This is a genomic window from Aeromonas sp. ZOR0001, from assembly GCF_000801015.1.
Classification (GTDB): domain Bacteria; phylum Pseudomonadota; class Gammaproteobacteria; order Enterobacterales; family Aeromonadaceae; genus Aeromonas; species Aeromonas veronii.
Genome location: NZ_JRJY01000080.1, coordinates 236,047 through 261,401 on the forward strand (window position 1 = coordinate 236,047; position 25,355 = coordinate 261,401).

Consider the following 25,355-nt stretch of genomic DNA (forward strand, 5'->3'; position numbering starts at 1 on the left):
CATCAGGCTGCGCAGTGCGGGAGCCAGGTGCTCCCGGCTCGGGTAGATGAGGTAAAACGGATTAGTGGGAATGGGGATCATGGGCAGGATCTTCTGCAATTTCCCGCTGGCCAGCCCGCTCTCGCAAACATGCTGCGGCAACAGGGCGATTCCCCCGTCATGAAGCGCCAGCTCCCGCAGCGCCAGCAGGCTGTTGCTGGCACAAGCCCCCTGCGGTCGCCAGCCCCCCTCCTGCAATGGCCACACCGGAAGAGCGGTGTGAACCAGACAGACATGGTGCGCCAGCTCGGCCTGCCGCTGCGGCATGCCGTGGCGCGCCAGATAACCGGGAGAGGCCACCAGATAACGGGCCACCTCGCCGATGCGCCGGCAGATGAGGCTGGAATCCTTTAGCGGCGCAGCCCGCAGCGCCAGATCGTACCCCTCCCCCACCAGATCCAGCTGCTCGTCACTCAGGGTCAGCTCCAGCACCACCTCGGGATAGAGGGCGCGAAACTCGGCCAGGATAGGGCCAAGCAGCAAGGTGCCGGTCGCCTCGGGCGCAGTGATCCGCACCCGGCCGGCGGGAGCGCTGCGAAGCCGCGCCATCGCCAGATTGGCGCTGCGGGCCAGGGTCAGCAATCCGCGGCAGTGTTCTACATAGATCTCACCCTGAGGGGTCAGGCTGAGCCTGCGGGTGGTGCGCTGAAGCAACCGCACCCCAAGCTGTGACTCAAGCCGCGAGATCTTCTGGCTCACCGAGGACTTTGGCATGCCGAGCAGCTCGGCCGCCCGGGTAAAGCTGCCCTGCTCCACCACGGTGGCAAACAGCCCCATCAATTCCAGTTCGACATTGTTCATATATTCAAACAGTCTTTACCAATTACCCATCTTAATCCGAATAATCAGACAGACTAGAGTGGCTGGCAATCCCCCTCCAACCGATTTGAAAGGAACTGCCATGAAAGCCATCGCCCTGACTCACTACCTGCCAAGCGATCACCCCCACTGCTTCATCGAGGCCAGCCTGCCCGACCCGACGCCGGGCCCGCGCGACCTGCTGGTGCGGGTCAACGCCACCTCCATCAACCCGGTCGACACCAAGGTGCGCGCCCCCAAGGAGAAGGTTGAGAGCAGCCCCCGCGTGCTGGGTTGGGATGCCGTGGGTGAGGTTGTCGCCGTCGGCAGCGAGGTGACCCTGTTCAAGACAGGCGACCGGGTCTGGTACGCCGGTGACATCAGTCGCCCCGGCAGCAACAGCGCTCTGCAACTGGTGGATGAACGCATCGCCGCCCTCGCCCCCACCAGTCTGAGCAACGTGGAGGCCGCCGCCCTGCCGCTGACCGCCATCACCGCCTGGGAGGCCCTGTTCGAGCGCCTTGGCCTCACTCGCAAGAGCACTGGCCGGCTGCTCATCATAGGCGGCGCTGGCGGAGTGGGTTCCATCGCCATTCAGCTGGCCCGCCAGCTCACCGGCATGGAAGTGATCGCCACCGCCTCTCGCCCCGAGACTCGCGACTGGTGCCAGCAGATGGGGGCCCATCAGGTAGTGAGTCATCACAGCCTGTCATCGGATCTGGCCGCCCTTGGCATCGATCAGGTGGACGCCATCTTCTGCACCAATGCCACCGAGCAGCACTGGCAAGCCATGGCAGATCTCATTCGCCCGTTCGGTCACATCTGTACCATCGCCGAATCGAAAGATCCCTGGGATCTCTCCCTGCTCAAGAGCAAGAGCGCCACCTTCAGCCAGGAGTTCATGTTTACCCGCTCCCTGTTCCAGACCCCGGACATGATCGAGCAGCACAGGCTGCTGCAACAGGTTGCCACCCTGGTGGATCAGGGCGTGCTGAAGAGCACCCTGACCCACACGCTGCCCGAACTGACACCGGCCACCCTGGCCCGGGCCCATGCCGAGCTGGAAGCCGGCCGCATGATGGGCAAGCTGGTGATCGATATGAGCGGCTTCTAGTCCCTTGGAGGTAAAAAACGCACCAAGCTGGGGTATTTTCACCAACGGCAAGCCCCATCAAGGCACAGGGCCGGTCGGTTGTCCGGCAATCAGGCGCGACATGATTGAAGAGATGACATAAAAAAGGGGCCATTCCGTCGGAATGGCCCTAAATACCTGAACATTGGGGTAACAATCACACACACATCCTTTGCAGGACAGATTGGCTTTTGCAGCTTGTGTGCCAATACGCCGTTTATTGCAGACTTTCCCCTCTCTCCGACTATTCAAAGTCCCATGCCACTCTCACGCCATCGGTTTGAAACAAAAAAAGCCACCCGAAGGTGGCCAAGCAATGACGGAACTTTCCTAGAGCAAAGCATTCAGCGGGAACAGGTTGCTTCCCGTCACCCATTGGGGAATACATTAACCATGCCAACTTGGCAAAGTTGCCTTGCTCCACCACACCCCATGGGCAAACCACGACAGCAAAGCCCCATGATGGTAGAATCCCGCGGTTTCACATTTATGAAGAGTCGACGCCATGCCCTGGATACAAATTCGAATCAACGCCACTGCCAAGACCGCAGACAAGGTGAGCAACATGCTGCTGGGGCGTGGTGCCCAGGCGGTGACCTTTATGGATGCCAAGGATGTGCCCGTCTATGAACCCATGCCCGGCGAAACCCCGCTGTGGGGCGAGACCGAGGTGATGGGTCTGTTCGACGCCGAAACCGATCCGGCCCCCACCATCGCCTTCTTCCAGCAGATCTTCGGCGAGAACGTCGGCTACAAGGTCGAGCAGCTGGAAGACAAGGACTGGGTACGCGAGTGGATGGATCACTTCCACCCCATGCAGTTTGGCGAGCGGCTGTGGATCTGCCCGAGCTGGCGCGATGTGCCGGACCCCGAGGCGGTCAATGTCATGCTGGATCCGGGTCTGGCGTTCGGTACCGGTACCCACCCCACCACGGCCCTCTGCCTGCAGTGGCTGGACGGGCTGGATCTGGCCGGCAAAACCGTGGTGGATTTTGGCTGCGGTTCCGGCATTCTCGGCATCGCCGCCCTGAAACTCGGCGCCGCCCGGGTGATCGGCATCGACATCGATCCGCAGGCCATCCAGGCCAGCCGTGACAACGCCGAGCGCAACGGCGTCGCCGACCAGATCGAGCTCTATCTGCCCGCCGAGCAACCGGAAGGGCTGCTGGCCGACGTGGTGGTCGCCAACATCCTGGCCGGCCCGCTACGTGAGCTGGCGCCGCTGATCGCCGGTCTGGGCAAGCCGGGCAGCCTGATGGCCCTCTCCGGCGTGCTGGAGAGCCAGGCCCCCGAGCTGGAGACTATCTACGGTCAGTGGTTCGAAATGGATCCGACCGCAGTGAAAGAGGAGTGGTGCCGCCTATCCGGCCGCAAACACGGCTGATAGCGAAAAGGCAGCATGACGACGACAAGGGCACCTTCGGGTGCCCTTGTTCTATTTGCTCGCCTGCTCGCCCCGTTTATCCGCTCGCAATGCTGCTTCACGCACCAGGACCAGGGAAAAACTTCATCGCGCAGATGGCGTGGAGAGTGGCGGATATCAGGCCATGAGAATTGCCAGAACACGGCTGAAAACACCATAAAAATAAAGCCCAATGTCACGAGGACGTTGGGCTGTTTAAAAAGGTGCTACGGAATTGCGACTCTCATCGCAGAAAAATTAGAAGGGATGCCCTTCTAAACTGGCAGGGGGATATTAATGGATGCGCAAACGTTTTACATAGCTAAATACACCAGGATTGAGAGGCGTATCTCACTATTTAAAAAATTCCCTGCTACGGCCCGTCATCCCGATCTGCCCCCATTTATTTTCAGTGGCCACTCTGGTTACTATCCGAAGTTTGCCAAAAAAAGCCCTGATGGATCAGGGCTTTGTCCGAGACTATCGAAGCAGAGTCAGCGACTCAGAAACGGCGGACATACTCGCCGAGGGGTAATTCACGCAGCTTGCGCGCCTCCAGCATGGGAGTGCCGAGATAGAGGAAGCCCACCAGCTGATCCTCTGCCCCCAGCCCCAATCCCTGGTTGATCTGCTCATCGAAGATGAACCAGCCGGAGCGCCAGATGCCGTTGAATCCCTGCGCCTGAGCCGCCATCTGCATCGCCATCAGGGCGCAACCGGCGGAGAGCTCCTGCTCCAGTTTCGGCACCTTGGGGTGTTCCTGATAACGGGTCGCGACGGCAACCACCAGCGGGGCCCGCAGCGGCGCCTCCTGACACTTCCTGATGCTCTCGTCATCTTCACCCCGGCGACGAGCAGCCTCTCCCAGCAGGGTACCGAGCCGCTCGCGCCCTTCCCCTTCAAACAGGATGAACTGCCAGGGGGTCAGGGTACCGTGATCCGGCGCCCGCAGCCCGGCCTTGAGAATATTGTCGAGCACCTCGCCGGCAGGCGCCGGCTCGGCCAGACGGCCACAGGAGTGGCGATTGAGCAACAGGTGGAGGGCATCCATGGGCAGTTCCTTGTCTGGGGCTATGATGGCGCTACCTTAGCACAGCACCGCATGAAGAAAACCCCTGAGGCTCAGGGGTTTATGACATGACCAAAGTGCCTGGTACCTAGATGACGGCAGCCAGCTCCGCCCCCTGACGGATCGCCCGCTTGGCGTCGAGCTCCGCCGCCACATCGGCGCCGCCTATGATGTGCACCGGTTTGCCGGCGGCCTGCAGGCCGACTTGCAGCTCCTTGAGCGGCTCCTGCCCGGCGCAGATGATCACCTGATCCACCGGCAGGCACTGCTGCTTGTCGCCCACCTGGATATGGAGACCCTCGTCGTCGATACGCAGGTACTGCACCCCGGAGAGCATCTGCACCTTGCGGTTCTTCAAGACGGTGCGGTGGATCCAGCCAGTGGTCTTGCCAAGGCCGTCACCCACCTTGCTCTCCTTGCGCTGGAGCAGCCAGATCTGGCGTTCGGGGGCGTCGACTTCCGGGGTCGTCAAGCCACCGCGCTCGGCAAGCTGCTTGTCGATGCCCCACTCCTTGAGCCAGTGGTCACGACGAAGATCCCCGTCCCCGTGGGATGACTGCGCCACCCTTTTCTCCACCAGGTATTCGGCCACATCGAAACCTATGCCGCCGGCACCGATCACCGCCACCTTCTCGCCCACCGGCTTGTGATCGCGCAGCACGTCCAGGTAGCTCAACACCTTGGGATGCTCGATGCCAGGAATATTGGGAGTGCGCGGGCGGATGCCGGTGGCGAGGATCACCTCGTCAAAGCCGCCGCCCAAGAGGCTCTCGGCGCTCTGGCGCTGGCCGAGATAAAGCTCGACGCCGCACTTCTCCAGCCGTTTGGCAAAATAACGCAGGGTCTCGTGAAACTCCTCCTTGCCCGGGATCTGCTTGGCGAAGTTGAACTGGCCGCCTATCTCGCTCGCCTGATCGAACAGGCTCACCTGATGGCCGCGCTCGGCGGCGTAGCAGGCAAACGCGAGTCCGGCCGGACCGGCCCCCACCACCGCCAGCTTCTTGGGCTGGGGCACCCGGCCAAACGTCAGCTCGGTCTCGAAACAGGCGCGCGGATTGACCAGGCAGGAAGCGCGCTTCTGTTTGAAGATATGGTCCAGGCAGGCCTGGTTGCAGGCGATGCAGGTGTTGATCTCGTCCGCCCTGTCTTCGGCGGCCTTGATGACGAACTCGGGATCGGCCAGGAAGGGGCGCGCCATGGAGACCATATCCGCGTCCCCCTGCGCAAGGATACGTTCGGCCACCTCGGGGGTGTTGATGCGGTTGGTGGTGATAAGCGGCACCTTGAGGTGTTTTTTCAGCTCCGCCGTCACCCAGCTGAAGGCGCCGCGCGGCACGCTGGTGGCGATGGTGGGAATGCGCGCCTCGTGCCAGCCGATGCCGGTGTTTATGAGGGTCACCCCCACCTGCTCCAGCGCCTGACCGATGGCTATAACCTCTTCCAGGGTCGAGCCCTGCTCCACCAGATCCAGCATGGAGAGACGGAAGATAATGATGAAATCCGGGCCGACCCGCTCGCGGATGGCACGCACTATCTCCACTGGGAAACGCATCCGGTTTTCGCTGCTGCCGCCCCAGCCATCGGTGCGCTTGTTGGTGCGCTCGCAGATGAACTGGTTGATGAGATAGCCTTCCGACCCCATCACCTCGACCCCGTCATAACCTGCCGCCCTGGCGAGCGCGGCGGTGGCGGCGAAGTCGCGGATGGTGCCGTGGATCTGCCGCTCGCTCATGGCGCGCGGCTTGAACGGGGAGATAGGAGCCTTGAGGGCACTCGGTGCCAGGCTGAAGGGGTGATAGGCGTAACGGCCAGCATGGAGGATCTGCAGCGCTATCTTGCCCCCCTCCTGATGGACTGCCCGGGTCACCTTCTTGTGTTTGGCAACCTGCCAGGGAAAGCTCAGCTGGGAACCGTGAGGCACCAGACGCCCGCGCAAGTTGGGGGCGATACCACCGGTCACGATGAGGCCGACCCCGCCACGGGCGCGTTCGCCATAGAAGGCGGCCAGCTTGTCAAAGCCGCCTTTCTCCTCTTCGAGGCCGGTGTGCATCGAACCCATCAATACCCTGTTGCGCAATTGGGTAAAGCCGAGATCGAGCGGGGTCAGCAGGGTTGGATAACGACTCACAGGGCCTCCAGTTAATTTTTTGTTATCAATGTGGAGCTAGAGTAAAGAATCGAAAATTCTTTTTCAAACAAATGTTTGGACAATTTTTCAGCGCACAGCCGTGTCCTGAATCCCTGGCGCCGGATCCACCAGCCGGAAATGGCAATTTCGCCCCCAACTGGTTAATAATGGCCCCTCCTCCCCCATTAACAGGGCGATAACGCGACTATGTCTATTTTCAAAGGCCTGGGCTGGTTGTTCCGCAGCCTGTGGCGTCTGCTCAACTTCACCCGCCTGATGCTGGTCAATCTGCTGTTTCTGCTGGTCGTGCTGGTCATCATCGCCAGCTTCGGCCAGAAAGAGGCTCCGGTGGCCCCCATCGAAGGGGCGCTCACTCTCAACCTCAACGGCGTGCTGGTCGAGCAGCGTTCCCAGACAGACCCCACTGTGCAGCTGCTGCGCCAGATGGACAGCAGCGACGAGCGGCCGAGCGAGATCGTGCTCTCCGAGCTGCTGTGGGCCATTCACAACGCCAAGGATGACGATCGCATCAAGGCGCTGGTGATCAAGCCACAGGGACTGCAGGGCGCCAGCTTCTCCAAATTGCAGGAGGTGGCGAGCGCCATTGATGCCTTCAAGGAGAGCGGCAAGCCGGTCATCGCCATGGCCGACTTCTATACCCAGGGGCAATACCTGCTGGCGGCTCACGCCGACCACGTGCTGCTCAACCAGAGCGGTGCCGTGGTGATCGAGGGTCTGGGCGTCTACCAGACCTACTTCAAGTCGGCGCTGGAGAAACTCAACATCACCCCCCATGTGTTCAAGGTCGGTACCTACAAATCCTTCGTCGAACCCTACACCCGGGATGACATGTCCCCCGAGAGCAAGGAGGCGAACCAGCGCTGGCTGGATCAGCTGTGGCAATCCTATGTTGCCGACGTGGCCAACCAGCGGGAGATAGATCCGGAGATCGTGGCTCCGGGCAAGGAGCACTTCCTCGAACTGCTGCGCAAGGCCGGTGGCAATGCCGCCAACTACGCCCTCGACAACGGCCTGGTGGATCAGCTCGCCACCCGTGACGAGATGACCCAGGCGGTGATCAAGGAGGTGGGAGAAGACGAGGATCACGGCTGGAAAGGGGTCGGCCTCAAGGAGTATCTGGCCGCCATTCCCGAGCAATATCCCCAGAGCGGCAAGGACGAAGTGGGCCTCATCGTCGCCAGCGGCGCCATCATGGACGGCATGCAACCCGCCGGCACCATAGGCGGAGACAGCCTCTCCGAGCTGCTGGCCGATGCCCGCCGCGATGACAAGGTAAAAGCCGTGGTATTGCGGGTCGACAGCCCCGGCGGCAGCGCCTTCGCCGCCGAGCAGATCCGCGCCGAATTGCTGGCCCTGAAACAGGCCGGCAAGCCGGTAGTGATCTCCATGGGCAGCTATGCCGCCTCCGGTGGCTACTGGATCTCCGCCGATGCGGACAAGATCTTCGCCTCCCCCACCACCCTCACCGGCTCCATCGGGGTGTTCGGCATGTTTGCCACCATCGACAAGGCACTCTCCCAGTACGGGGTGCATACCGATGGCGTCGGCACCACGGATTACGTCGGCGTCGGTCTGACCCGAGCCCTGCCCGAGCACGTCAGCCAGGCCATCCAGCTGAGTGTGGAGGATACCTATCAGCGCTTCGTCGCTCTGGTGGGCAAGGGGCGCGGTCTGAGCCCGGAAGAGGCGGAAAAAGCCGCCGAAGGGCGAGTCTGGACCGGTGAGGATGCCAAGGCACTGGGTCTGGTGGATGAGTTCGGCAACCTCAGCGATGCCCTCAAGGCCGCCGCCGACCTCGCCAATCTCAAGGAGTGGCAGGTAAGCCCCATCGAACAGGAAGAGTCAGCCAGGGACAAGTTCCTGCGCCAGTTGTTCGACAGCAGCGCCCAGGCGCTGGCACCGTACCTGCAAAGCTGGCTGCCAGCCGGATTTGGCAAGGCCATGGTGGAGGTGAAGCGCAACCTGGATCCCCTCACGCGCTTCAACGACCCGCAGGGCACCTACGCCTTCTGCCCGGTCTGCGTGCAGTAACCCCAATTGATGGCGCTCAGACGCCAGCCATAAAAAACGGCGACCCGATGGTCGCCGTTTTCGTTAGCCTGCCCAGGCCTTCTTGAAAGGCACTGACCTCATCAGGGATTGAGGCGGGTCGGCATGCCGGTGCGCTGCTCCAGCACCTGCTTGACCACATTGGAGTCAGAGTCGGCGTGGGCGATGAAGCGGGTGGTGGCCGGGGTCATGGGCAGCGGCACAGCGGCGGTGGAGTTGAACTCCTCCTCGGTGCGCGACAGCGGCTCGTGCACTTCCATGTAGCGACCGCCATCCGGCTCGACCGTGGTCTTGACCGGCTGGTTGACGAACTGAACGCGGGTACCGACCGGCACGTGGTCGAACAGGTATTTGATGTCGTCGGCGCGCAGACGGACGCAGCCGCTGCTCACCCGCAGACCGATGCCGAAGGTGGCATTGGTGCCGTGGATGGCATAGAGGTTGCCGATATAGAGGGCGTGCAAACCCATGGGGTTGTCAGGACCGGCCGGCCAGACCGCAGGCAGGGTCTTGCCCTGGGCGGCGTAGCGGCGACGGATGTTCTCGGTCGGGGTCCAGGTCGGGTTGGCGCGCTTGCGCTCCACCTTGGTGATCCAGTTCTCCGGGGTGTTTACCCCCAGCTGGCCGATGCCGATGGGCAGCACCTGCACCACGTTCTTGCCTTTCGGGTAGTAATAGAGGCGCATCTCGGCCACGTTGATGACGATCCCTTCGCGGGGTGCATTGGGCAGGATCAGCTGATGGGGAATGATCAGGGTGCTGCCTGCCTTGGGCAGGTAGGGATCGACCCCGGGGTTGGCTTCCATGATGTTGGTCAGACCCAACTGGAAGTCAGAGGCGATCTGCTCCAGCGGACGGTTGTCCGCGGGCACCACATATTCCTGGTTCTCGCCGATCAGACGGCTGTTGGCCGTAGGCAGACGGTACTCGACGGCGGCGGCCTGTTGGCTGACCAGTGCGAGTGTGCATAAAAGGGCCGAAGCGGCAGTGCGAAGGGGATTCATAAAATTCCTGTATGGTTTCCTGTACCAATGGGCCGACGGCCCTGTCATCCTCGGTCTGCCGGTGGCGGGTCAACCTGCATCACAGGCCAATAACCGAGCGCGCATTCTTTCCTGTGTCGGCCAAAATTTCAACTTCGATATGTTGCTTTTATTACTAAAAGTGCTTATCGGCAATCCAGTCATTGTCGACATCATCAACATGACTTTAATAAGGTTCAGATGATCAATTGATGAACAGACTCGAAACGGGGGATAACCCATATCTGGCGGCTAGGTTTACCGAGCGTCCCACCTAACAAATAGAGGGAACGTCTTTCAGGACCAGACAATACCAAATCCAGATGACTGGCCTTTGGACGATTATTTTATTGATCTGGCATGAGTTTATATTTACCAATGATCACTGGTGGGCAAGATTGAACCGAGCAGGCCCACAAAGACAGGCCTGTCACCGGATGTGACTAGCCACAAAAAAGAACAACAAGGACGAGGTTCCATCATGCTGTCGTACTTTCTACGCCGGATGCTTTTGATCATCCCGACGTTCCTCGGTATCACCCTGCTCGTCTTCACCATCACCCGTTTCGTGCCGGGCGGCCCGGTCGAACGCATGTTGCTGCAGGCACAGGTGTCGCAGAACGAAAGCGGTCGCTCCAGTGGCAGCAAGGGGGCCCAGGCGCTCTCTGACGAACAGATCGAGGAACTCAAGGCGTTCTACGGGCTCGACAAGCCCATGCTGGTTGCCTATTGGGAGTGGCTGCAGAAGCTGGTGGTACTGGATCTGGGGGAGTCGACCCGTTACTACGAGCCGGTGTGGGATCTCATCAAGGAGCGACTACCGGTCACCGCCTTCTTCGGGCTGGCGACCTTCTTGCTGAGCTACGCCGTCTCCATCCCACTCGGGGTGGCCAAGGCGCTCAGGCACAACAGCCGCTTCGATTCGTTAAGTTCCATGCTCATCTACATGGCCTATGCGTTACCTGCCTACGTGGTGGGGATCTTCCTCATCACCGTCTTCGCCTTCCATCTTGAGTGGCTGCCCATGGGGGGCTTCCCGGGGGACGATTTTGAATACATGGAGAGCAGCTGGGATCAGATCCGCACCGTCTTCGCCCACGCCCTGCTGCCGCTCATCGCCTATGCCATCGGGGATTTCGCCATCCTCACCATGACCATGAAGAACAGCCTGATGGAGAACCTGTCGGCGGATTACGTGCGCACCGCCGTGGCCAAGGGGCTGCCGTTTCGCAAGGCGGTCACCGATCACGCCATGCGCAACAGCCTGATCCCCATCGCGAGCCACTTGGGGTCCGTGCTCACCGTCTTCTTCGGGGGCTCCTTCCTCATCGAGACTATCTTCAACATCGACGGCATCGGCCTGCTCGGTTACGAGGCGATCGTCGAACGGGATTACCCCACAGTGATGGGCATACTGGCCATCACCTCCATGCTGATGCTGGTGGGCAATATCGTCTCCGACATTTGTGTCGCCCTGGTCGATCCCCGCGTGCGATTTGGAGAGTGAGCATGAGTTACCTGTCGCTAGCCACGGCCAGTTTAATGATGCGCCCTATCGTCACCGATATCTGTGTTGCCATCCTGTCGGTCGACCCCCGCGTGCGGTTTGGAGAGTGAGCATGAACCCTGTCACCCTGAAAAAACTCAAGCGTTTCAAATCGATAAAACGCGGCTACTACTCCTTTATCATCTTCACCACCCTGGTGGTGCTCTCCCTGCTGGCGGAGCTGCTGGTCAACAGCCGGGCGCTGATGGTGAGCTATCAGGGCCAGCTTTACTTCCCCACCTATGGCGACGTGATCCCGGGTCAGCACTTCGGGCTCGATTACGAGTACGAGACTAACTACCGCCAGTTGCAGACCAAGTTCGTGCAGGAAGGAAAAGGGGACTGGGTGCTGCTACCGCTGGTGCCCTGGAATCCTTACGAACAGGACTTCAAGGAGGATGCCTACCCGCCCTACGCCCCGAGCACGGCCGATCGTCACTTCCTCGGCACCGACACCAGCGGCCGCGACGTGCTGGCACGGCTGGTCTACGGCTTTCGCATCGCCATCGGCTTTGCCTTCATCGCCCTGGTGGCCAGCTACGCCATCGGGGTCACCATCGGCTGCATGATGGGTTTCCTCGGCGGGCGGTTTGACCTTGTGCTGCAGCGCTTTATCGAGATCTGGTCCCAGGTGCCCTTCCTCTACGTCATCATGATCCTTGTGTCGCTGGCCAAGCCCAACTTCGGCCTGTTTGTCGCCATCAACGTGCTGTTCGGCTGGATGGGGATCACCTGGTATATGCGCACTCTCACCTACAAGGAGCGGGCGCGGGACTATGTGATGGCGGCGCGGGCACAAGGGGCAACCACCGGGCGGATCATCTTCAACCATATCCTGCCCAACACCCTGATGATGATCGTCACCCTGGCGCCGTTTGCCGTGGTGGGCAATATCTCGACCCTGACGGCACTCGACTATCTGGGCTTCGGGCTGGCACCGCCTACCCCGAGCTGGGGAGAGCTGCTCTCCCAGGGCATCAACAATCTGGATGCCATCTGGATCGTCAGCTCGGTGGTGGCAGCGGTGAGTCTGGTGCTGATCATGGTCTCCTTTATCGGTGAGGCGATCCGCGAGGCGTTCGATCCACGTAAATTTACCCGTTACCAATAAGCCAGCCGATGCCAGCGCATCGGCAGGCGCCGGATAACGAACAGTGATTAATGAAGGACGGGCCGCCGCCATCGGCGGTCCCGGGAGCAAGGGATAATCCCGTTATCAATCAAGACCCCCAGTGCAGGGGCCAGACCTAGAAGTCAAACATGAAAAATAAAATCAAATGGATAGGTGCTCTCTTTATGCTGGTAAACGGATCCTGGGTCTGGGCGGCCAGCCTGCCCGCGGATCTCAAATGGGAGACCAACGACACGGATCCTGTGTTCGCCTCCCCCAAGGCGCTGTCGGGCGGCAGCCTCAATATGTTTGTGGAGAGCTTTCCGCTGACGTTTCGCACCGTGGGGCCTGACTCCAACGGATCGTTCCGTTCCTTTATTCTCGATAACCAGTTGCGACTCATCAGCTTTCACCCCAATACCGGCAACCCCATCCCCTCGCTCGCGACCCACTGGGCCATCGCGCCAGACAGCCAGACCGTCTACTTCAAGCTGGATCCCCGCGCCAAATGGTCGGATGGCAAGCCGGTCAATGCCGATGACTACACCTTCGGCTACGAGATGATGCGCTCCAAACACATCAAGGGGCCCTGGTTCAACAACTACTACACCACTGAAGTGGTAGCGGTAGAGAAGATCGATGATCACACCATTATGGTCAAAGCGGGCAACCGCAAGGCCAAGATGGACCTGCTCAACACCACCGAGCTGTGGCCCCAGCCCAAGCACTACTACAAGCTGACCCCCAACTGGGTGAAGCAGTACAACTGGGCCGTGGTGCCCACCACAGGTCCCTACGTGATCAGCGACGTCAAGAAGGGCAAGTCGGTTACCTTCAGCAAGCAGAAGGATTGGTGGGCAAAAGACGATCGCTATAACCAGCACAGATTCAACATCGACACCATCAAGGTGCAGGTGATCCGCGACCACAACATAGCCTTCCGCCACTTCCTGAAAGGGGAGATCGATACCTTCGAGATGATCCTGCCCAACTGGTGGCATGAAAAAGCGGTCACCCCGGAGTACAAAAAAGGCTACGTGCAGAAGGTAATGGCCATGACCGATACCAAACAGGGCGGTCAGGGTGTGCACCTCAATGTGGCCAACCCCAAGCTGGCGGATGTGAACGTGCGCCTCGGCATCCAGCACGCCTTCAACATCGACAAGATGATCGAGACCGTGCTGCGCGGCGACTATGACAGAGCCACCACCTTTGACTCGGGCTTTGGCGAGTTCACTGACATCACGCTGCCGGAGCGGGCTTATGACATCGGCAAGGCGCGGGAGTACTTTGCCAAGGGCGGCTACAACAAGCCGGGGCCGGACGGCATCCTGCAAAATGAGAAGGGTGAGCGGCTGACGCTGGCGCTCACCTACACCAGTCAGGAGCACTCCAAGCGGCTGACCGTGCTGAAAGAGGAGGCCAAGAAGGCGGGTCTGGATCTGGAGCTCAATCTGGTGGATGGCGCCACCGGTTTCAAGGTGATGCTGGAGAAGAAACACGAAGCGGCCTGGCTCGGCTGGGGCGGCGGCGGTCTCTATCCGCAATATTGGGAGTTTTTCCACTCCGCCAACGCCAACAAACCGCAGACCAACAACCTGTTCAACGTGGCTGACAAGGAGCTCGACGCGCTGATCGACGCCTACAATGTCGAATTCGACATGGCCAAGCGGGCCAAGCTCTCCCAGCAGATCCAGCAGCGCATCTATGATCTCGCCATCTTCGTGCCCGGGGTGCAGCTCAACTATGTGCGGGCCAGCAGCTGGCGTTATGTGATGCTGCCGGAGGTGCCTGCCACCAAGAACACGCCGGATCTGCTCTACTGGCCGATGGATGGTTATCCTCACAGTAGTGGCGGTCTGCTCTGGCTCGATCCCAAGGTGAAGGAAGAGACCCGCAACGCCAAGGAGGCAGGGGAGGCGCTGGCGCCCATCAACCTGCTCGACAAGACCTATGCACGTCATTGATATTCAGGCCCTTGCGAAGGGAGCAGCAGTTATGCCCAACACCCAGGCCCCCATTCTTGACGTACCGGATAACGGGGAGGAGTTCGCCGTTGATAACGGCCAGCACCAGGCTCCAATCCTCGAAGTACGCGATCTTGAGGTGGAGTTCGCCGTCGATGACGGCAAGATCAAGGTGCTCGACGGGGTCAGCTTCAAGGTGGCCCCCGGTCAAACCCTGGGGATCGTCGGCGAGTCCGGCTGTGGCAAGAGTGTCACTTCACTCGCCATCATGGGGCTGCTGCCCAAGCCCCACGGTCAGGTAGTCGCCGGTTCCATCCGCTTTCAGGGGGAGGAGCTGCTGTCGCTTGCGCCGGATCAGATGTACAAGGTGCGCGGCAACCGCATCTCGATGATCTTTCAGGAGCCGATGACGGCCCTCAACCCGGTGCAGACGGTGGGGGAGCAGCTGATGGAGGTGTTTCGCCTCCACCGCCCCGAGTATGACAAGGCCCAACGCAAAGCCGCGGCCATTGCCATGCTGCAGAAGGTGGGGATCCCGGAACCGGCCCAGCGCTTTGCGGTCTATCCCCACAACCTCTCCGGCGGTATGCGCCAGCGGGTGATGATCGCCATGGCGCTCTCCTGCGAGCCAGACCTGCTTATCTGCGACGAGCCGACCACGGCGCTGGATGTCACCATTCAGGCCCAGATCCTCGAACTGATGAAAGAGCTGCAGGCCCAGACCGGGATGGCCATCATCTTTATCACCCACGATCTGGGGGTGGTTGCAGAGCTGTGCGACGAAGTGGTGGTGATGTACGCCGGCCGTGCGGTGGAGCAGGCCGATGTGTTCGAACTGTTTGACCATCCCCGTCACCCCTATACCCACGGTTTGATGAGCTCGATCCCGCGGCTCGAGGATGAGCCCAAGAGCCTGCTCAAGACCATCAAGGGACAGGTACCGGCCCTGCACGAGATGCCCGCTGGCTGCCGCTTCTCCAACCGCTGCCCCCATGCGACCGATCTCTGCATCAGCGCCATTCCGGCGGTGGAGCAACTCAATCCGCGCCACCATGTCGCCTGTCACTACTGGAAGGAGTTGACCGTATGAGCACTCTGTTATCGGTCAGGGATCTGAAACAGCACTTCCGGCTGGGAGGCGGGTTCCTGCGCAAGCAATATACGGTTCACGCGGTGGATGGCATCAGCTTCGACCTGAAACAGGGGGAGACGCTGGGGCTGGTGGGTGAGTCGGGCTGCGGCAAGTCCACCCTCGGACGCAGCCTGCTCAAGCTGTTCGAGCCGACCGCAGGCACCATCACCTTCGAGGGGCGCGACATCACCGCCCTCAGCCCGAAGGAGATGCGATCCCTGCGCCAGGAGATGCAGATGGTGTTTCAGGACCCTGCAGAATCCCTCAACAGCCGCCACACCGTGGGCCAGATCCTGGAGGAGCCCTTTATCATCCACGGTAAAGGCAACACTGAGCAGCGCCGCGGCTGGGTGCAGGAGTTGCTGGCAAAAGTGGGCCTGCCGGGCAGTGCGGTGGCTCGCTACCCCCACGAGTTTTCCGGCGGTCAGCGCCAGCGGATCGGCATCGCCCGCGCCATCGCCCTCAAGCCCAAGCTGCTGGTGTGCGACGAGGCAGTCTCGGCCCTCGATGTCTCGGTGCAGTCGCAGATCGTCAACCTGCTGCTCAGCCTGCAGCGGGAGATGAACCTCTCCATCATCTTCATCGCCCACGATCTGTCGGTGGTTAAACACATCTCGGATCGGATTGCAGTGATGTATCTGGGACGGATCGTCGAACTGGCGGATGCCCAGTCGCTCTATCTGGCGCCGCGCCACCCTTACACCCAGGCGCTGATCTCTGCCATTCCGGTACCGGACCCGCGCAGGCGCAGCCAGCGCATTCTGCTGACCGGCGATGTGCCCTCCCCCATCTCGCCGCCAAGCGGCTGCCACTTCCACCAGCGCTGCCCCCATGCGACCGAGCTGTGCAAAAGCAAGGCCCCAAGGCTTGAGGCGCGTGATGAATCCCATCATCAGGTGGCCTGTCACACCCCGCTCGCCGTCGGTAGTCACGCTATCAGCGGCAGCGCCATCTGTGGCAACACTACGAGCGGCGACAGCAGGCTGGAACAGGCGAGCTAGGCGCAGCGAACAAACCCCAGGGTAGAAACAGACGAGGCGGCCATCAGGCCGCCTCGTGCTATCGGGTCACTCTTGTCTTATCGGGTCACGGCTACCGCTCATCAGGCAATCTGGTAGCGGCCCGGCTTGTGGTTGAGTGTCAACACCAGATTACAGATAACCGCCGCCACGATGGAGAGCGCCAGGATCCAGGGCTGCACCACGAAAAACGAGGCGACAACAATGGCGCAATCGAGCCCCATCTGCAGCTTGCCCGCCCGGATGCCAAAGCGATCCTGAATAAAGAGCGCCAGTATGTTGAAGCCCCCCAGACTCGACTTGTGGCGAAACATGATGAGCAGCCCCATACCAATCAGGGTGCCGCCGATCAGCGCCGCATAGAGGGGCTCTATCTTGCCGATCTGCAGCACCCCGTTGAGGTGATCGGTCATGTAGGAGACCGCCGCCACCGAGACGAAGGTGTTGAAGGTAAAACGTGGCCCCATCCGCAGCCATGCCAGCGCATAGAAGGGCAGGTTGATGCCGAAAAACAGCAGGCCGAAGCTGATACCGGTCACCTTTTGCAGCAGCAGCGCCAGCCCGGCAGTCCCGCCGGTGAGCAGGCCAACCTGATGAAACAGAAAGATGCCGAGGGAAACAAAGCCGGCCGCCGTCAGCAGGGCCAGCACATCCTCATAAATAGGATGGGCAGTGCGAATCGAGGTGTTGTCCATAACCTGTATCCAAGCGAAGTAAAGAAAGAGTGTCTGTCGCCTGCCGTTGCGGGCGGGCTGCGAGCCCTGTCCACAGGGCTTCGTTATGGGGTTCAGTCTATTTTTTGTGAAAAGGATCACAACAGTCAGGCTGAACGCCCCATTCTGGTGCCTGTCATCTGGCATTGACACTCGCTGCACCAAGATGCAGCATGCCGCGGTTTAAGCGCGCCATCCCCCCATTCACAGCACGAGGCACTTTTCATGAAGGTCACCATTTTTGGCACAGGCTATGTCGGGCTGGTGCAGGCCGCCGTTCTGGCCGAGGTGGGCCATCAGGTCTGCTGCGTGGATGTGGATGACGAGCGGATCGCCGCCCTCAGGCTGGGGCAGATCCCCTTCTATGAGCCGGGGCTGGCCCCGCTGGTCGAGAGTCATCTGGCCAGCGGCCGCTTGAGCTTCACGGTCGATCCCGCCATTGCCGTGGCACACGCCGACCTGCTGCTGATCGCCGTGGGCACCCCGGCTGACGAGGATGGCTCGGCCGATCTGCAACATGTGCTGGCGGTGGCCGACACCATAGGCCGACTGATGAGCCGCCCCAAGCTGGTGGTGACCAAGAGCACTGTGCCGGTCGGCACGGCGCAGCAAGTAAGAGAACACATTGAGCAGCAGTTGGCCGTGCGTGGGCTGACCCTCGCCTGCGATGTGGCGGCCAATCCCGAGTTTCTCAAGGAGGGAGCGGCGGTCAACGACTGCATGCGGCCGGATCGCATCATCATCGGCTGTGACAGCGAGCGGGCGCTTGAGCAGTTGCGCGCCCTCTACGCCCCCTTCAACCGCAATCACGACCGGATCGTGGTGATGGATCTGCGCAGCGCCGAGCTCACCAAATACGCCGCCAACGCCATGCTGGCCACCAAGATCTCTTTTATGAACGAGATGGCGGCCCTCGCCGAGCAACTGGGGGCCGATATAGAGGCGGTGCGCCAGGGGATGGGGGCAGATCCCCGCATCGGTTACCACTTTATCTACCCGGGCTGCGGCTACGGCGGCTCCTGCTTCCCCAAAGATATCAAGTCGTTGCGCCATACCGCGGCGAGTGTCGGCTGCGACGCCCCGCTTTTAGCGGCGGTCGAGCAGGTCAACCAGCGCCAGCAACAGAAGATGGCGCAAACCCTGCTGGCCCGCTTCGGCCCGGATCTGCGCGGCCGCACCTTCGCCCTGTGGGGGCTGGCGTTCAAACCCGGCACCGACGATATGCGCGATGCGCCGAGTCGCCCGCTGCTGGCCGCCATCTGGGCTGCCGGTGGCCGGGTGCAGGCCTTTGATCCCAAGGCGATGGGGCGTGCCCGCCAGATCTACGGCCAGCGGCCGAATCTGCTGCTCTGCCCGACTCAGGAGGCGGCACTGGAAGGGGCCGATGCCCTGCTGATCTGCACCGAGTGGCAGGCGTTTCGTGCCCCCGATTTCCAGCAGCTAAAGGCCCTGCTCAACCAGCCCGTCATCATCGATGGCCGCAACCTCTATGACCCCCGCCAGCTCAGTGAGCTCGGGTTTGACTATCACGCCATCGGGCGGCCACATCTTCCCGCCAAAAAGCAGCCTGCCAACACCAGTTGCAACCCGGAGACTCAACCATGATCTATCTGATCACCGGCGTCGCCGGTTTTATCGGTTTTCATGTAGCCAGCCAGCTGTGCGCCGCAGGTCATCAGGTGGTGGGGATCGACAACCTCAACGACTACTACGAGGTGAGTCTGAAAGAGGCGCGGCTGGCCCAGCTGGCCAGTTTCCCCCATTTTCACTTCGAGCGGCTGGATCTGGCGGATCGCGAGGCGATGGCGGCTCTCTTTGCCAGCCACCGTTTCGAGCGGGTGATCCATCTGGGGGCGCAGGCGGGGGTGCGTTACTCCATCGAAAATCCGTTCGCCTATGCCGACAGTAACCTCACCGGCATGCTGACGGTGCTGGAGGGGTGTCGTCACCACGGGATTCAGCATCTGCTCTACGCCTCCTCCAGCTCGGTCTATGGCATGGGGGATCAGATGCCCTACTCCACTGCGCAGCAGGTGGATCACCCGGTCTCCCTCTATGCCGCCACCAAAAAGAGCGGCGAGCTGATGGCCCACGCCTACTCGGCGCTCTATGGCCTGCCCACCACAGGGCTGCGCTTCTTTACCGTCTACGGCCCCTGGGGCCGCCCCGACATGGCCATCATCAAGTTCACCCGCGCCATCCTCGCGGGAGAGCCCATCGACGTCTATAACAACGGCGATCTCAGCCGCGACTTCACCTACATAGACGACATCGTCGCTGGGATCCTCGCCGTCGCCGATCAGCCGCCCCGCCCCAATTCCGATTGGCACGCCAGCGAGCAGAGCGCGGCCGAGAGCGCCGCCCCCTACCGCATCCTCAATATCGGCAACGGCCAACCGGTGCGGCTGCTCGACTTTATCGAGGCGCTGGAGGATGCCCTCGGCAAACCCGCCATCAAGCGGATGCTGCCGATGCAGGCAGGCGACATGCACGCCACCTGGGCCGACAGCGAACCGCTACACACCCTCACCGGTCTGCGCCCCGCTACGCCCCTCAAGCAAGGTGTTGCCGAGTTTGTCCGCTGGTATCTCGACTACTATCGGCACGCCCGCTGACCTGCTTCAGGCGCGACGTGTCTGCCGAACAGGCACCAGTACCATGACCGCCATGGTCAGCAGCACGCCGAGCACACCCCAGCCCACCTGCCGCCAGATTACCTCCTCCCCGCTCAACATGCCGGTCAACAGCACCAGTACCGGGATCAGATAGGTGTAGGCCGAGACCTGCTCCGGCTGCAGCACCACACTCCCCTGCTGAAACAAAAAGAAGCTGAGCGCCGTGGCAAACAACGCCAAATAGGCAAGACCAAGCCAGAGCGTCAGTGACACCTGCTGCCAGTCGGTCGCCAGCAGCCGCGGCGCTGCCACCAGAGTGAGCAACAGGGTGGCGCAGATCAGAGTCCAGCAGGTGAGATGGGCAAACGACTCCCCCCGGTAATAGCGCTTCACCACTATGGGGTTGAGGGCCATCCCCACACAGCCAAGCAGATAGATGCGATTGCTGGGGGTGAGGCTCAGACTCGCCAGCTGGCTCAGCTCACCGCGAAAGATGATGAGAGCAGCCGCCACCATTCCCCCCAGCAATGCAAACGCCATCGACCAACCGATGCGGCGTTGTAACATAAGCATGCTGGCCAGCGCGCTGATGAGGGGAACCGTGGTGTAGAGCGCGCTGGCATCGAGGGCGCTGGTCTCCTGCAGCGCCACGAACATGGCGACGAAGTAGCAGAGGGCCGGCAGCGAGATGAGGGTATAACGCCCCAGATCCCGCAGCGAAGGCTGCACCAGACGACGTTGGCAAGCCAGTAGAGTCACGAAGGTAAGCGCCGCCAGCAAGTAGCGCGCCCAGGTGACCACCAGAGGGTCCAGCACCGCGGTGAGGGCGCTACCGATGGGAAAGGAGAGACTGATGAGCAGGGTGAACAACAACACCTTTCCGTGAGCCTGCACGAAATGAAAACGGGGATGGGACATGGCATGCACCTGTGCAAAGGGGCGCCCCGCCGGGCGCCGCACTGGATTGGAATAATTCAATAACTGCCGTCGGCAGCAACCGGCTTCTTGCCCTCAATAGTGGCCAGCAACTGGCCGAGCAGGCTGGAAGCACCAAAGCGAAAATGTTCGGCAACCAGCCACTCATTGCCAAAGTGTGCTGCCGCCATGGCCAGATACTCCGCAGCGTCCTGCACACTTTTCACCCCGCCTGCCGCCTTGAAACCGACCTGGTTCTGCGCACCGCACTCGGCGATGGCCGCCAGCATGATGTGGCACGCCGCTGGGGTGGCATTGACCGGCACCTTGCCGGTGGAAGTCTTGATGAAGTCGGCCCCCTCCTCGATGGCGAGCAGAGAGGCGGCACGGATAAGCGCGGGATCCTGCAGCTCACCGGATTCGATGATCACCTTGAGCCGCCGAGTTCCGCACAACGCCTTGCAACCGCGCACCAGCGCCCGGGCGGGCATATCGTCCCCCGCCTTGAGCGCACGCCAGGGGATCACCAGATCGATCTCGTCGGCACCATCTGTGAGGGCTGTACGGGTCTCAGCCAGCACAGTTGCCGGGTCATCGTCACCGTGCGGGAAGTTGACCACGGTGGCAACCCTGACCTCGGGAGTACCCTGCGCCGCCAGGGTGAGCTTGGCCAGTGCCACGAAGCGGGGATAGATGCAAACTGCGGCCGTGTGGCCAAATGGGGTCTTCGCCTGATGGCAAAGCGCGATGATGCGCGCATCGTGGTCATCGTCGTTGAGGCTGGTGAGATCCATCAAGCGGATGGCCCGTATGGCTGCCTCGGTGGAGGTACAGACAGGTTCAAAAACAGTATCTGGAATCATGGAAGGCTCCTGTTGGGATGAGGAAGGGGCACCGCGGCGCCCCTGGACAAGGGATGGGACGCTCAGGCCAGAGAGAAGAAAATCCCGGCGATGGCGGCGCTCATCAGGTTGGAACTGGTGGCAGCCAGCACGGTACGCAGGCCATAGCGGGCAATAAAGTCGGTGCGGGAAGGGCAGAGGGTACCGAGGCCGCCGATCAGGATCCCCATGGAAGCCAGGTTAGCAAAGCCGCACAGAGCGAAGCTGATAATCACCTTGGACTTCTCCTCCAGCACCTGCAGACCGGCCGCAGCTACAGTGCTGGCATCCTTCAGGTAGGGAGATAGGTCGCTATAGGCCACGAACTCGTTTACCACCAACTTCTTGCCGATCATGGCGCCGGCGATGCCGATGTCCGCCAGCGGTACCCCGAGTAGGAAGGCAAGCGGCGAGAAGATCCAGCCCAGAATGAGTTCGAGAGAGAGCGGCATGCCCACCATCTCCCCCACCCCACCCAACAAGGTGTTGACCAGGGTCACCAGCCCGATCATGGCGATCAGCATGGCGCCGATAGCCGCCGCCAGCTTGAGGCCGCTGCTGGCACCCTCACCTGCCGCCGCCAGAACGTTCTCCGGCTTCTTGCCGTCAAACTGGATGCTGTTGTCGAACACATAATCCGGCTGGCTGGTTTCGGGGATGATCAGCTTGGCGAACAGGATACCGCCAGGCGCAGCCATGAAGGAGGCGGCCAATAGGTACTGCATGTCGACCCCCATCATGGCGTAACCCGCCAGCACGGTGCCGGAGACCGAAGCCATGCCACCACACATGACGGCGAAGAACTCCGAATCGCTCATCTTGGGCATGTAGGGTTTGACCACCAGCGGCGCCTCGCTCTGGCCGACGAAGACGTTGGCCACCGCAGACATGGATTCGGTCTGGGAGGTGCCTAGCAGACGGGCCATGGCGCCGCCGATGAAGCGGATCACCACCTGCATGATGCCGAGGTAGTAGAGCACGGCGATCAGCGCCGAGAAGAACACCACCAGCGGCAGCACATTGAGGGCAAACACGAAGCCGATGCCGTCCACCGAGAAGTTGACCAGGTTGCCAAACAGGAAGTGGATGCCTGCCTTGCCACTCGCCAACACGGCATCAACCCCGTGAGCCATCCCCTCCAGCGCCCGGCGCCCCAATGGCACATAGAGTACCAAGGCACCGATGGCGACCTGCAAGGCCAGTGCCAACCCCACTGTGCGCAGGCGAATGGCCCTGCGGTTGGTCGATGCGAGCACGGCGATGAGGATCAGCACCGCCATACCGAGAAATCCTGCTGCAAACATAACTGACCTCCTGGTCGTTCCCTGCTTACTGGAAGTGGTGCTTGATAAAGACGTTGATGAGGCGGATGAAGTCCGTTTCCGCCAGCTTGGCGCACTTGAGGGTCTGCTCGTGGGAGAGCTGCACGTCACCAAGCCCCTCCGCCATGTTGGTGATGGCGCAGATGGCCAGTACCGGCAAGGCACAGTGGGCAGCGCTGACCACTTCTGGCACCACCGACATCCCCACCACGTCGCCACCGATGATCTGCATCATGCGGATCTCGGCCGCGGTCTCGAAACAGGGGCCGCTGTAGGAGACAAACACTCCCTGATTGACGGCGATCCCCTCCTGCTCGGCCAGCGCCAGCGCCTCGCTGCGCAGCGCCTTGTCATAGGCATTGGCCAGACTGAAGAAACGCGGGCCATAGGCCTCGTCATTGGCCCCTGTCATGGGAGTGCCCGGCATGGTATTGATGTGATCGTTGAAGATGACCAGAGAGCCGACTCCGATCCGCTCCGGGCGCAACGAGCCGGCCGCATTGGTCACCAGCAGCAGCTCGCAGCCCAGACGCTTGAAGGTGCGCACCGGGGTGGTCATCACCTTCATGGTTTCGTGTTCGTAGTAGTGACCGCGCCCCTTCATGCAGATCACGTCCACCCCGTGCAGCTTGCCGAGCACCAGCTCGCCGCTGTGGCCCGCTACCGTGCTTACCGGGAAACCATCCAGCTCCTCATAGGGGATGGTGACCTTCTCCTGCAGTGCATCGGCCAGCACGCCGAGGCCAGAGCCCAGGATCATGGCGGCGCGGGGAGCGAAACCTGGCTTGCAGGCGAGAATGGTGGCGACGGCGTTGAGTACCGGATCTTGTTGCATGAGCTGTACCTCTTGAGGCTGTGAATGAGACATGACGCTCACTCTAGGAGAGGTATTGAGCGATAAAAATCGCTAAAATCGGCCTTACTATCCCGATTTTCAGCACAATAACCCTCAAGGGAATGGCTGCAAACGGCAGGAACAGACATCAGTAGTGCTGATTGGGCCCGTTTTATCGCCAACCCGATTCGGCAGGGTCAAAACGGCCCGGCAAAGGTGTGAAGCAGATCGACCATCCGCCGCGCAGCGGCCCTGCTGCTATCTGCACGGACAGTGAAAACTTTGACGGGGATCGCCCCCGGTTCTCTATCAGCAATAGAAGGAGGTCACTTGGCCCTAGACAGTCACTGGCGCGATCGCGTCACCCTCAAGATGCTGCGCTACTTCCATGCAGTGGCTAGTCATGGTCACTTCAGCCGGGCAGCCCAGCAGCTCAATGTCTCCAAGTCACCGCTCAGCGCCCAGATAAAGGAACTCGAATCCCTGCTGGGGCTGACACTGTTCGAGCGCCATACCCGCCAGGTGAGCCTCACCGCCACCGGCCGTCTGCTGCAAGCCGAGTGCACTTTGCTGTTTGACGTGCTGGAAAGTGGCCTTAACCGGGTAGTTCAGGCGGGACGCATGGAGCGCAACCAGATCCGCATCGGGCTGGTCAGCTCCATCTTCTGGGCCGGCTTTGGCGAGGTGATCCGCCAGTGCCACCAGCGCTACCCCGTGTTCGAAATCACCTTCACCGAGCTCTCCCCGGAGCGGCAGAAGCAGGCTCTGGCCAATAATGAGATAGATCTCGGCCTCGCCCGCTTCGCCGATACCGTCAACATCCACCCACTGCTGGCCGAGACTGTCTATCGTGAATCCATGGTGCTGGTGGTATCGGACGAGCATCCGCTGCGAGATCGCAAACTGGTCTCCTTGCCTGAACTTGCCGGGGAGCAGTTCGTGCTGATGAGCCGCGCCAACTCCTCCTCTACCGATCTCATCATCAACGCCTGCCTGGTAGAGGGTTTCTACCCCCACCTCAATCAGGAAGTGGTTGAACCCAACACTCTGATGGCGGTGGTGGCCACCAGCCAACAGGTAGCGTTGGTGCCTGCCAGCTACGCCCGCCAGAAGTGGCCCCACGTCCGCTTCATCCGCCTCGAACAGGCGATCCCCGCCGATCTCTGCGTGCTTTATATCCCGCCAGATGACGGGCAATCAGCAGCGATCCGCCACTTCATCGACACCATGAGCGAACAGATGAATCAGCCTTCCGGTCATTGATGAGTTAATCAGATACCACTGATGCCCCGCGGATTTTAGGATGGCTGAACGCACTGTCTGCGCACCATAGCGAGGATTTGAGATGCAACAACAGGAACAGGGTCTGATCGATGGACTGTTCGACCGCCTCAAGCAAGCGCAAGCCAGGGATAGCAAGCGAGACCAACAAGCGGATCAGCTGATCCGCCAACATCTGGCCCAGCAGCCCGATGCCCCCTACTACATGGCCCAGGCGCTGCTAATTCAGCAGGCAGCCCTTACTCGCCTCAACGAGCGGGTCAAGGAGCTGGAAGCCAGCCAGAGCGCCCCAAGTGGTGGCAGTTTTCTCTCCGGCCTGTTTGGTAGCGAAAGCAGCCCGCCCCCGCGCTTCACGCCG

General features: G+C 61.1%; 21 protein-coding genes. 12 read left to right on the plus strand and 9 right to left on the minus strand.

Annotated elements, in window-relative coordinates:
- A partial coding sequence (locus tag L972_RS10910; RefSeq protein WP_047438162.1) for a LysR family transcriptional regulator occupies positions 1-840 on the minus strand: 840 nt, incomplete at its 3' end.
- Positions 841-940: 100 nt separating this feature from the next.
- Between L972_RS10910 and L972_RS10915 the strand changes: the two genes are divergently transcribed.
- Together L972_RS10915 and prmA are read left to right on the plus strand one after the other, a co-directional pair.
- On the plus strand, positions 941-1,951 hold the full coding sequence (locus tag L972_RS10915; protein WP_047438164.1) for a zinc-binding alcohol dehydrogenase family protein: 1,011 nt from the start codon (positions 941-943) through the stop codon (positions 1,949-1,951).
- A gap of 523 nt (positions 1,952-2,474) precedes the next feature.
- Positions 2,475-3,353, plus strand: coding sequence for a 50S ribosomal protein L11 methyltransferase (gene prmA / locus L972_RS10920; RefSeq protein WP_047438165.1), 879 nt, complete (start codon positions 2,475-2,477; stop codon positions 3,351-3,353).
- Between the two features lie 520 nt (positions 3,354-3,873).
- Here the strand turns inward: prmA and L972_RS10925 are convergent.
- Both L972_RS10925 and L972_RS10930 read right to left on the minus strand, forming a co-directional pair.
- Positions 3,874-4,422 (minus strand): NAD(P)H nitroreductase, encoded by a 549-nt coding sequence (locus L972_RS10925; RefSeq protein ID WP_047438167.1) that lies wholly within the window; start codon positions 4,420-4,422, stop codon positions 3,874-3,876.
- A gap of 106 nt (positions 4,423-4,528) precedes the next feature.
- Entirely contained in the window at positions 4,529-6,568 is a 2,040-nt protein-coding gene (locus tag L972_RS10930) for an oxidoreductase (RefSeq protein ID WP_047438169.1), read from the minus strand.
- Positions 6,569-6,775: 207 nt separating this feature from the next.
- On the opposite strand from L972_RS10930, the gene sppA reads away from it, so the two are divergent.
- Positions 6,776-8,620 (plus strand): signal peptide peptidase SppA, encoded by a 1,845-nt coding sequence (sppA, locus tag L972_RS10935; RefSeq protein WP_047438171.1) that lies wholly within the window; start codon positions 6,776-6,778, stop codon positions 8,618-8,620.
- Positions 8,621-8,721: 101 nt separating this feature from the next.
- Here the strand turns inward: sppA and L972_RS10940 are convergent, their stop codons facing one another.
- Positions 8,722-9,642, minus strand: coding sequence for a L,D-transpeptidase family protein (locus tag L972_RS10940; RefSeq protein WP_047438173.1), 921 nt, complete (start codon positions 9,640-9,642; stop codon positions 8,722-8,724).
- Between the two features lie 499 nt (positions 9,643-10,141).
- Between L972_RS10940 and L972_RS10945 the strand changes: the two genes are divergently transcribed.
- The 5 genes from L972_RS10945 to L972_RS10965 all read left to right on the plus strand — a co-directional run bounded on the left by L972_RS10945 (position 10,142) and on the right by L972_RS10965 (position 16,417).
- Positions 10,142-11,167, plus strand: coding sequence for an ABC transporter permease subunit (locus L972_RS10945; RefSeq protein ID WP_047438175.1), 1,026 nt, complete (start codon positions 10,142-10,144; stop codon positions 11,165-11,167).
- A gap of 106 nt (positions 11,168-11,273) precedes the next feature.
- Positions 11,274-12,317: an ABC transporter permease gene (locus L972_RS10950; RefSeq protein WP_081990721.1), complete on the plus strand. Its 1,044-nt coding sequence runs from the start codon at positions 11,274-11,276 to the stop codon at positions 12,315-12,317.
- Positions 12,318-12,466: 149 nt separating this feature from the next.
- Complete coding sequence (locus L972_RS10955; protein ID WP_047438178.1) at positions 12,467-14,284, plus strand: extracellular solute-binding protein; 1,818 nt, start codon at positions 12,467-12,469, stop codon at positions 14,282-14,284.
- A 31-nt stretch (positions 14,285-14,315) separates the two neighbouring features.
- Positions 14,316-15,374, plus strand: a complete 1,059-nt coding sequence (locus L972_RS10960; protein ID WP_047438180.1) for an ABC transporter ATP-binding protein — start codon at positions 14,316-14,318, stop codon at positions 15,372-15,374.
- Positions 15,371-16,417 (plus strand): ABC transporter ATP-binding protein, encoded by a 1,047-nt coding sequence (locus L972_RS10965; RefSeq protein ID WP_047438182.1) that lies wholly within the window; start codon positions 15,371-15,373, stop codon positions 16,415-16,417. The genes L972_RS10960 and L972_RS10965 overlap by 4 nt, the downstream gene beginning before the upstream one ends.
- 101 nt (positions 16,418-16,518) lie before the next feature.
- Here L972_RS10965 and L972_RS10970 read toward each other — a convergent pair whose 3' ends face one another.
- Complete coding sequence (locus tag L972_RS10970) at positions 16,519-17,130, minus strand: YitT family protein (RefSeq protein WP_005349421.1); 612 nt, start codon at positions 17,128-17,130, stop codon at positions 16,519-16,521.
- Between the two features lie 243 nt (positions 17,131-17,373).
- Between L972_RS10970 and L972_RS10975 the strand changes: the two genes are divergently transcribed.
- Complete coding sequence (locus tag L972_RS10975) at positions 17,374-18,753, plus strand: UDP-glucose dehydrogenase family protein (protein ID WP_047438183.1); 1,380 nt, start codon at positions 17,374-17,376, stop codon at positions 18,751-18,753.
- The gene (locus L972_RS10980; RefSeq protein ID WP_047438185.1) at positions 18,750-19,763 is read left to right on the plus strand and encodes an NAD-dependent epimerase; all 1,014 of its coding nucleotides are present in this window, start codon (positions 18,750-18,752) and stop codon (positions 19,761-19,763) included. The genes L972_RS10975 and L972_RS10980 overlap by 4 nt, the downstream gene beginning before the upstream one ends.
- A 6-nt stretch (positions 19,764-19,769) precedes the next feature.
- Here L972_RS10980 and L972_RS10985 read toward each other — a convergent pair whose 3' ends face one another.
- From L972_RS10985 to xapA, 4 genes are all read right to left on the minus strand, one after another.
- Positions 19,770-20,681 carry a DMT family transporter gene (locus L972_RS10985; RefSeq protein ID WP_052200049.1) on the minus strand — a complete coding sequence of 304 codons (912 nt, stop codon included), beginning with the start codon at positions 20,679-20,681 and terminating at the stop codon, positions 19,770-19,772.
- A gap of 56 nt (positions 20,682-20,737) precedes the next feature.
- Positions 20,738-21,541 carry a deoxyribose-phosphate aldolase gene (deoC, locus tag L972_RS10990; protein ID WP_052200050.1) on the minus strand — a complete coding sequence of 268 codons (804 nt, stop codon included), beginning with the start codon at positions 21,539-21,541 and terminating at the stop codon, positions 20,738-20,740.
- Positions 21,542-21,603: 62 nt separating this feature from the next.
- On the minus strand, positions 21,604-22,863 hold the full coding sequence (locus L972_RS10995) for a NupC/NupG family nucleoside CNT transporter (protein WP_047438187.1): 1,260 nt from the start codon (positions 22,861-22,863) through the stop codon (positions 21,604-21,606).
- A gap of 25 nt (positions 22,864-22,888) precedes the next feature.
- The gene (gene xapA, locus L972_RS11000) at positions 22,889-23,716 is read right to left on the minus strand and encodes a xanthosine phosphorylase (RefSeq protein WP_047438189.1); all 828 of its coding nucleotides are present in this window, start codon (positions 23,714-23,716) and stop codon (positions 22,889-22,891) included.
- 330 nt (positions 23,717-24,046) lie between these two features.
- On the opposite strand from xapA, the gene L972_RS11005 reads away from it, so the two are divergent.
- Complete coding sequence (locus L972_RS11005; RefSeq protein WP_047438191.1) at positions 24,047-24,979, plus strand: LysR family transcriptional regulator; 933 nt, start codon at positions 24,047-24,049, stop codon at positions 24,977-24,979.
- 82 nt (positions 24,980-25,061) lie between these two features.
- A partial coding sequence (locus L972_RS21890) for a DUF2076 domain-containing protein (protein WP_231560915.1) occupies positions 25,062-25,355 on the plus strand: 294 nt, incomplete at its 3' end.

Excerpts from the sequence above, each read along its gene's own strand:
- L972_RS10915 (WP_047438164.1), top strand. The coding sequence starts at position 941 with ATGAAAGCCATCGCCCTGACTCACTACCTGCCAAGCGATCACCCCCAC.
- prmA (WP_047438165.1), top strand. The coding sequence starts at position 2,475 with ATGCCCTGGATACAAATTCGAATCAACGCCACTGCCAAGACCGCAGAC.
- L972_RS10925 (WP_047438167.1), bottom strand. The coding sequence starts at position 4,422 with ATGGATGCCCTCCACCTGTTGCTCAATCGCCACTCCTGTGGCCGTCTG.
- sppA (WP_047438171.1), top strand. The coding sequence starts at position 6,776 with ATGTCTATTTTCAAAGGCCTGGGCTGGTTGTTCCGCAGCCTGTGGCGT.
- L972_RS10940 (WP_047438173.1), bottom strand. The coding sequence starts at position 9,642 with ATGAATCCCCTTCGCACTGCCGCTTCGGCCCTTTTATGCACACTCGCA.
- L972_RS10945 (WP_047438175.1), top strand. The coding sequence starts at position 10,142 with ATGCTGTCGTACTTTCTACGCCGGATGCTTTTGATCATCCCGACGTTC.
- L972_RS10955 (WP_047438178.1), top strand. The coding sequence starts at position 12,467 with ATGAAAAATAAAATCAAATGGATAGGTGCTCTCTTTATGCTGGTAAAC.
- L972_RS10960 (WP_047438180.1), top strand. The coding sequence starts at position 14,316 with ATGCCCAACACCCAGGCCCCCATTCTTGACGTACCGGATAACGGGGAG.
- L972_RS10965 (WP_047438182.1), top strand. The coding sequence starts at position 15,371 with ATGAGCACTCTGTTATCGGTCAGGGATCTGAAACAGCACTTCCGGCTG.
- L972_RS10970 (WP_005349421.1), bottom strand. The coding sequence starts at position 17,130 with ATGGACAACACCTCGATTCGCACTGCCCATCCTATTTATGAGGATGTG.
- L972_RS10975 (WP_047438183.1), top strand. The coding sequence starts at position 17,374 with ATGAAGGTCACCATTTTTGGCACAGGCTATGTCGGGCTGGTGCAGGCC.
- L972_RS10980 (WP_047438185.1), top strand. The coding sequence starts at position 18,750 with ATGATCTATCTGATCACCGGCGTCGCCGGTTTTATCGGTTTTCATGTA.
- L972_RS10985 (WP_052200049.1), bottom strand. The coding sequence starts at position 20,681 with ATGTCCCATCCCCGTTTTCATTTCGTGCAGGCTCACGGAAAGGTGTTG.
- deoC (WP_052200050.1), bottom strand. The coding sequence starts at position 21,541 with ATGATTCCAGATACTGTTTTTGAACCTGTCTGTACCTCCACCGAGGCA.
- L972_RS10995 (WP_047438187.1), bottom strand. The coding sequence starts at position 22,863 with ATGTTTGCAGCAGGATTTCTCGGTATGGCGGTGCTGATCCTCATCGCC.
- xapA (WP_047438189.1), bottom strand. The coding sequence starts at position 23,716 with ATGCAACAAGATCCGGTACTCAACGCCGTCGCCACCATTCTCGCCTGC.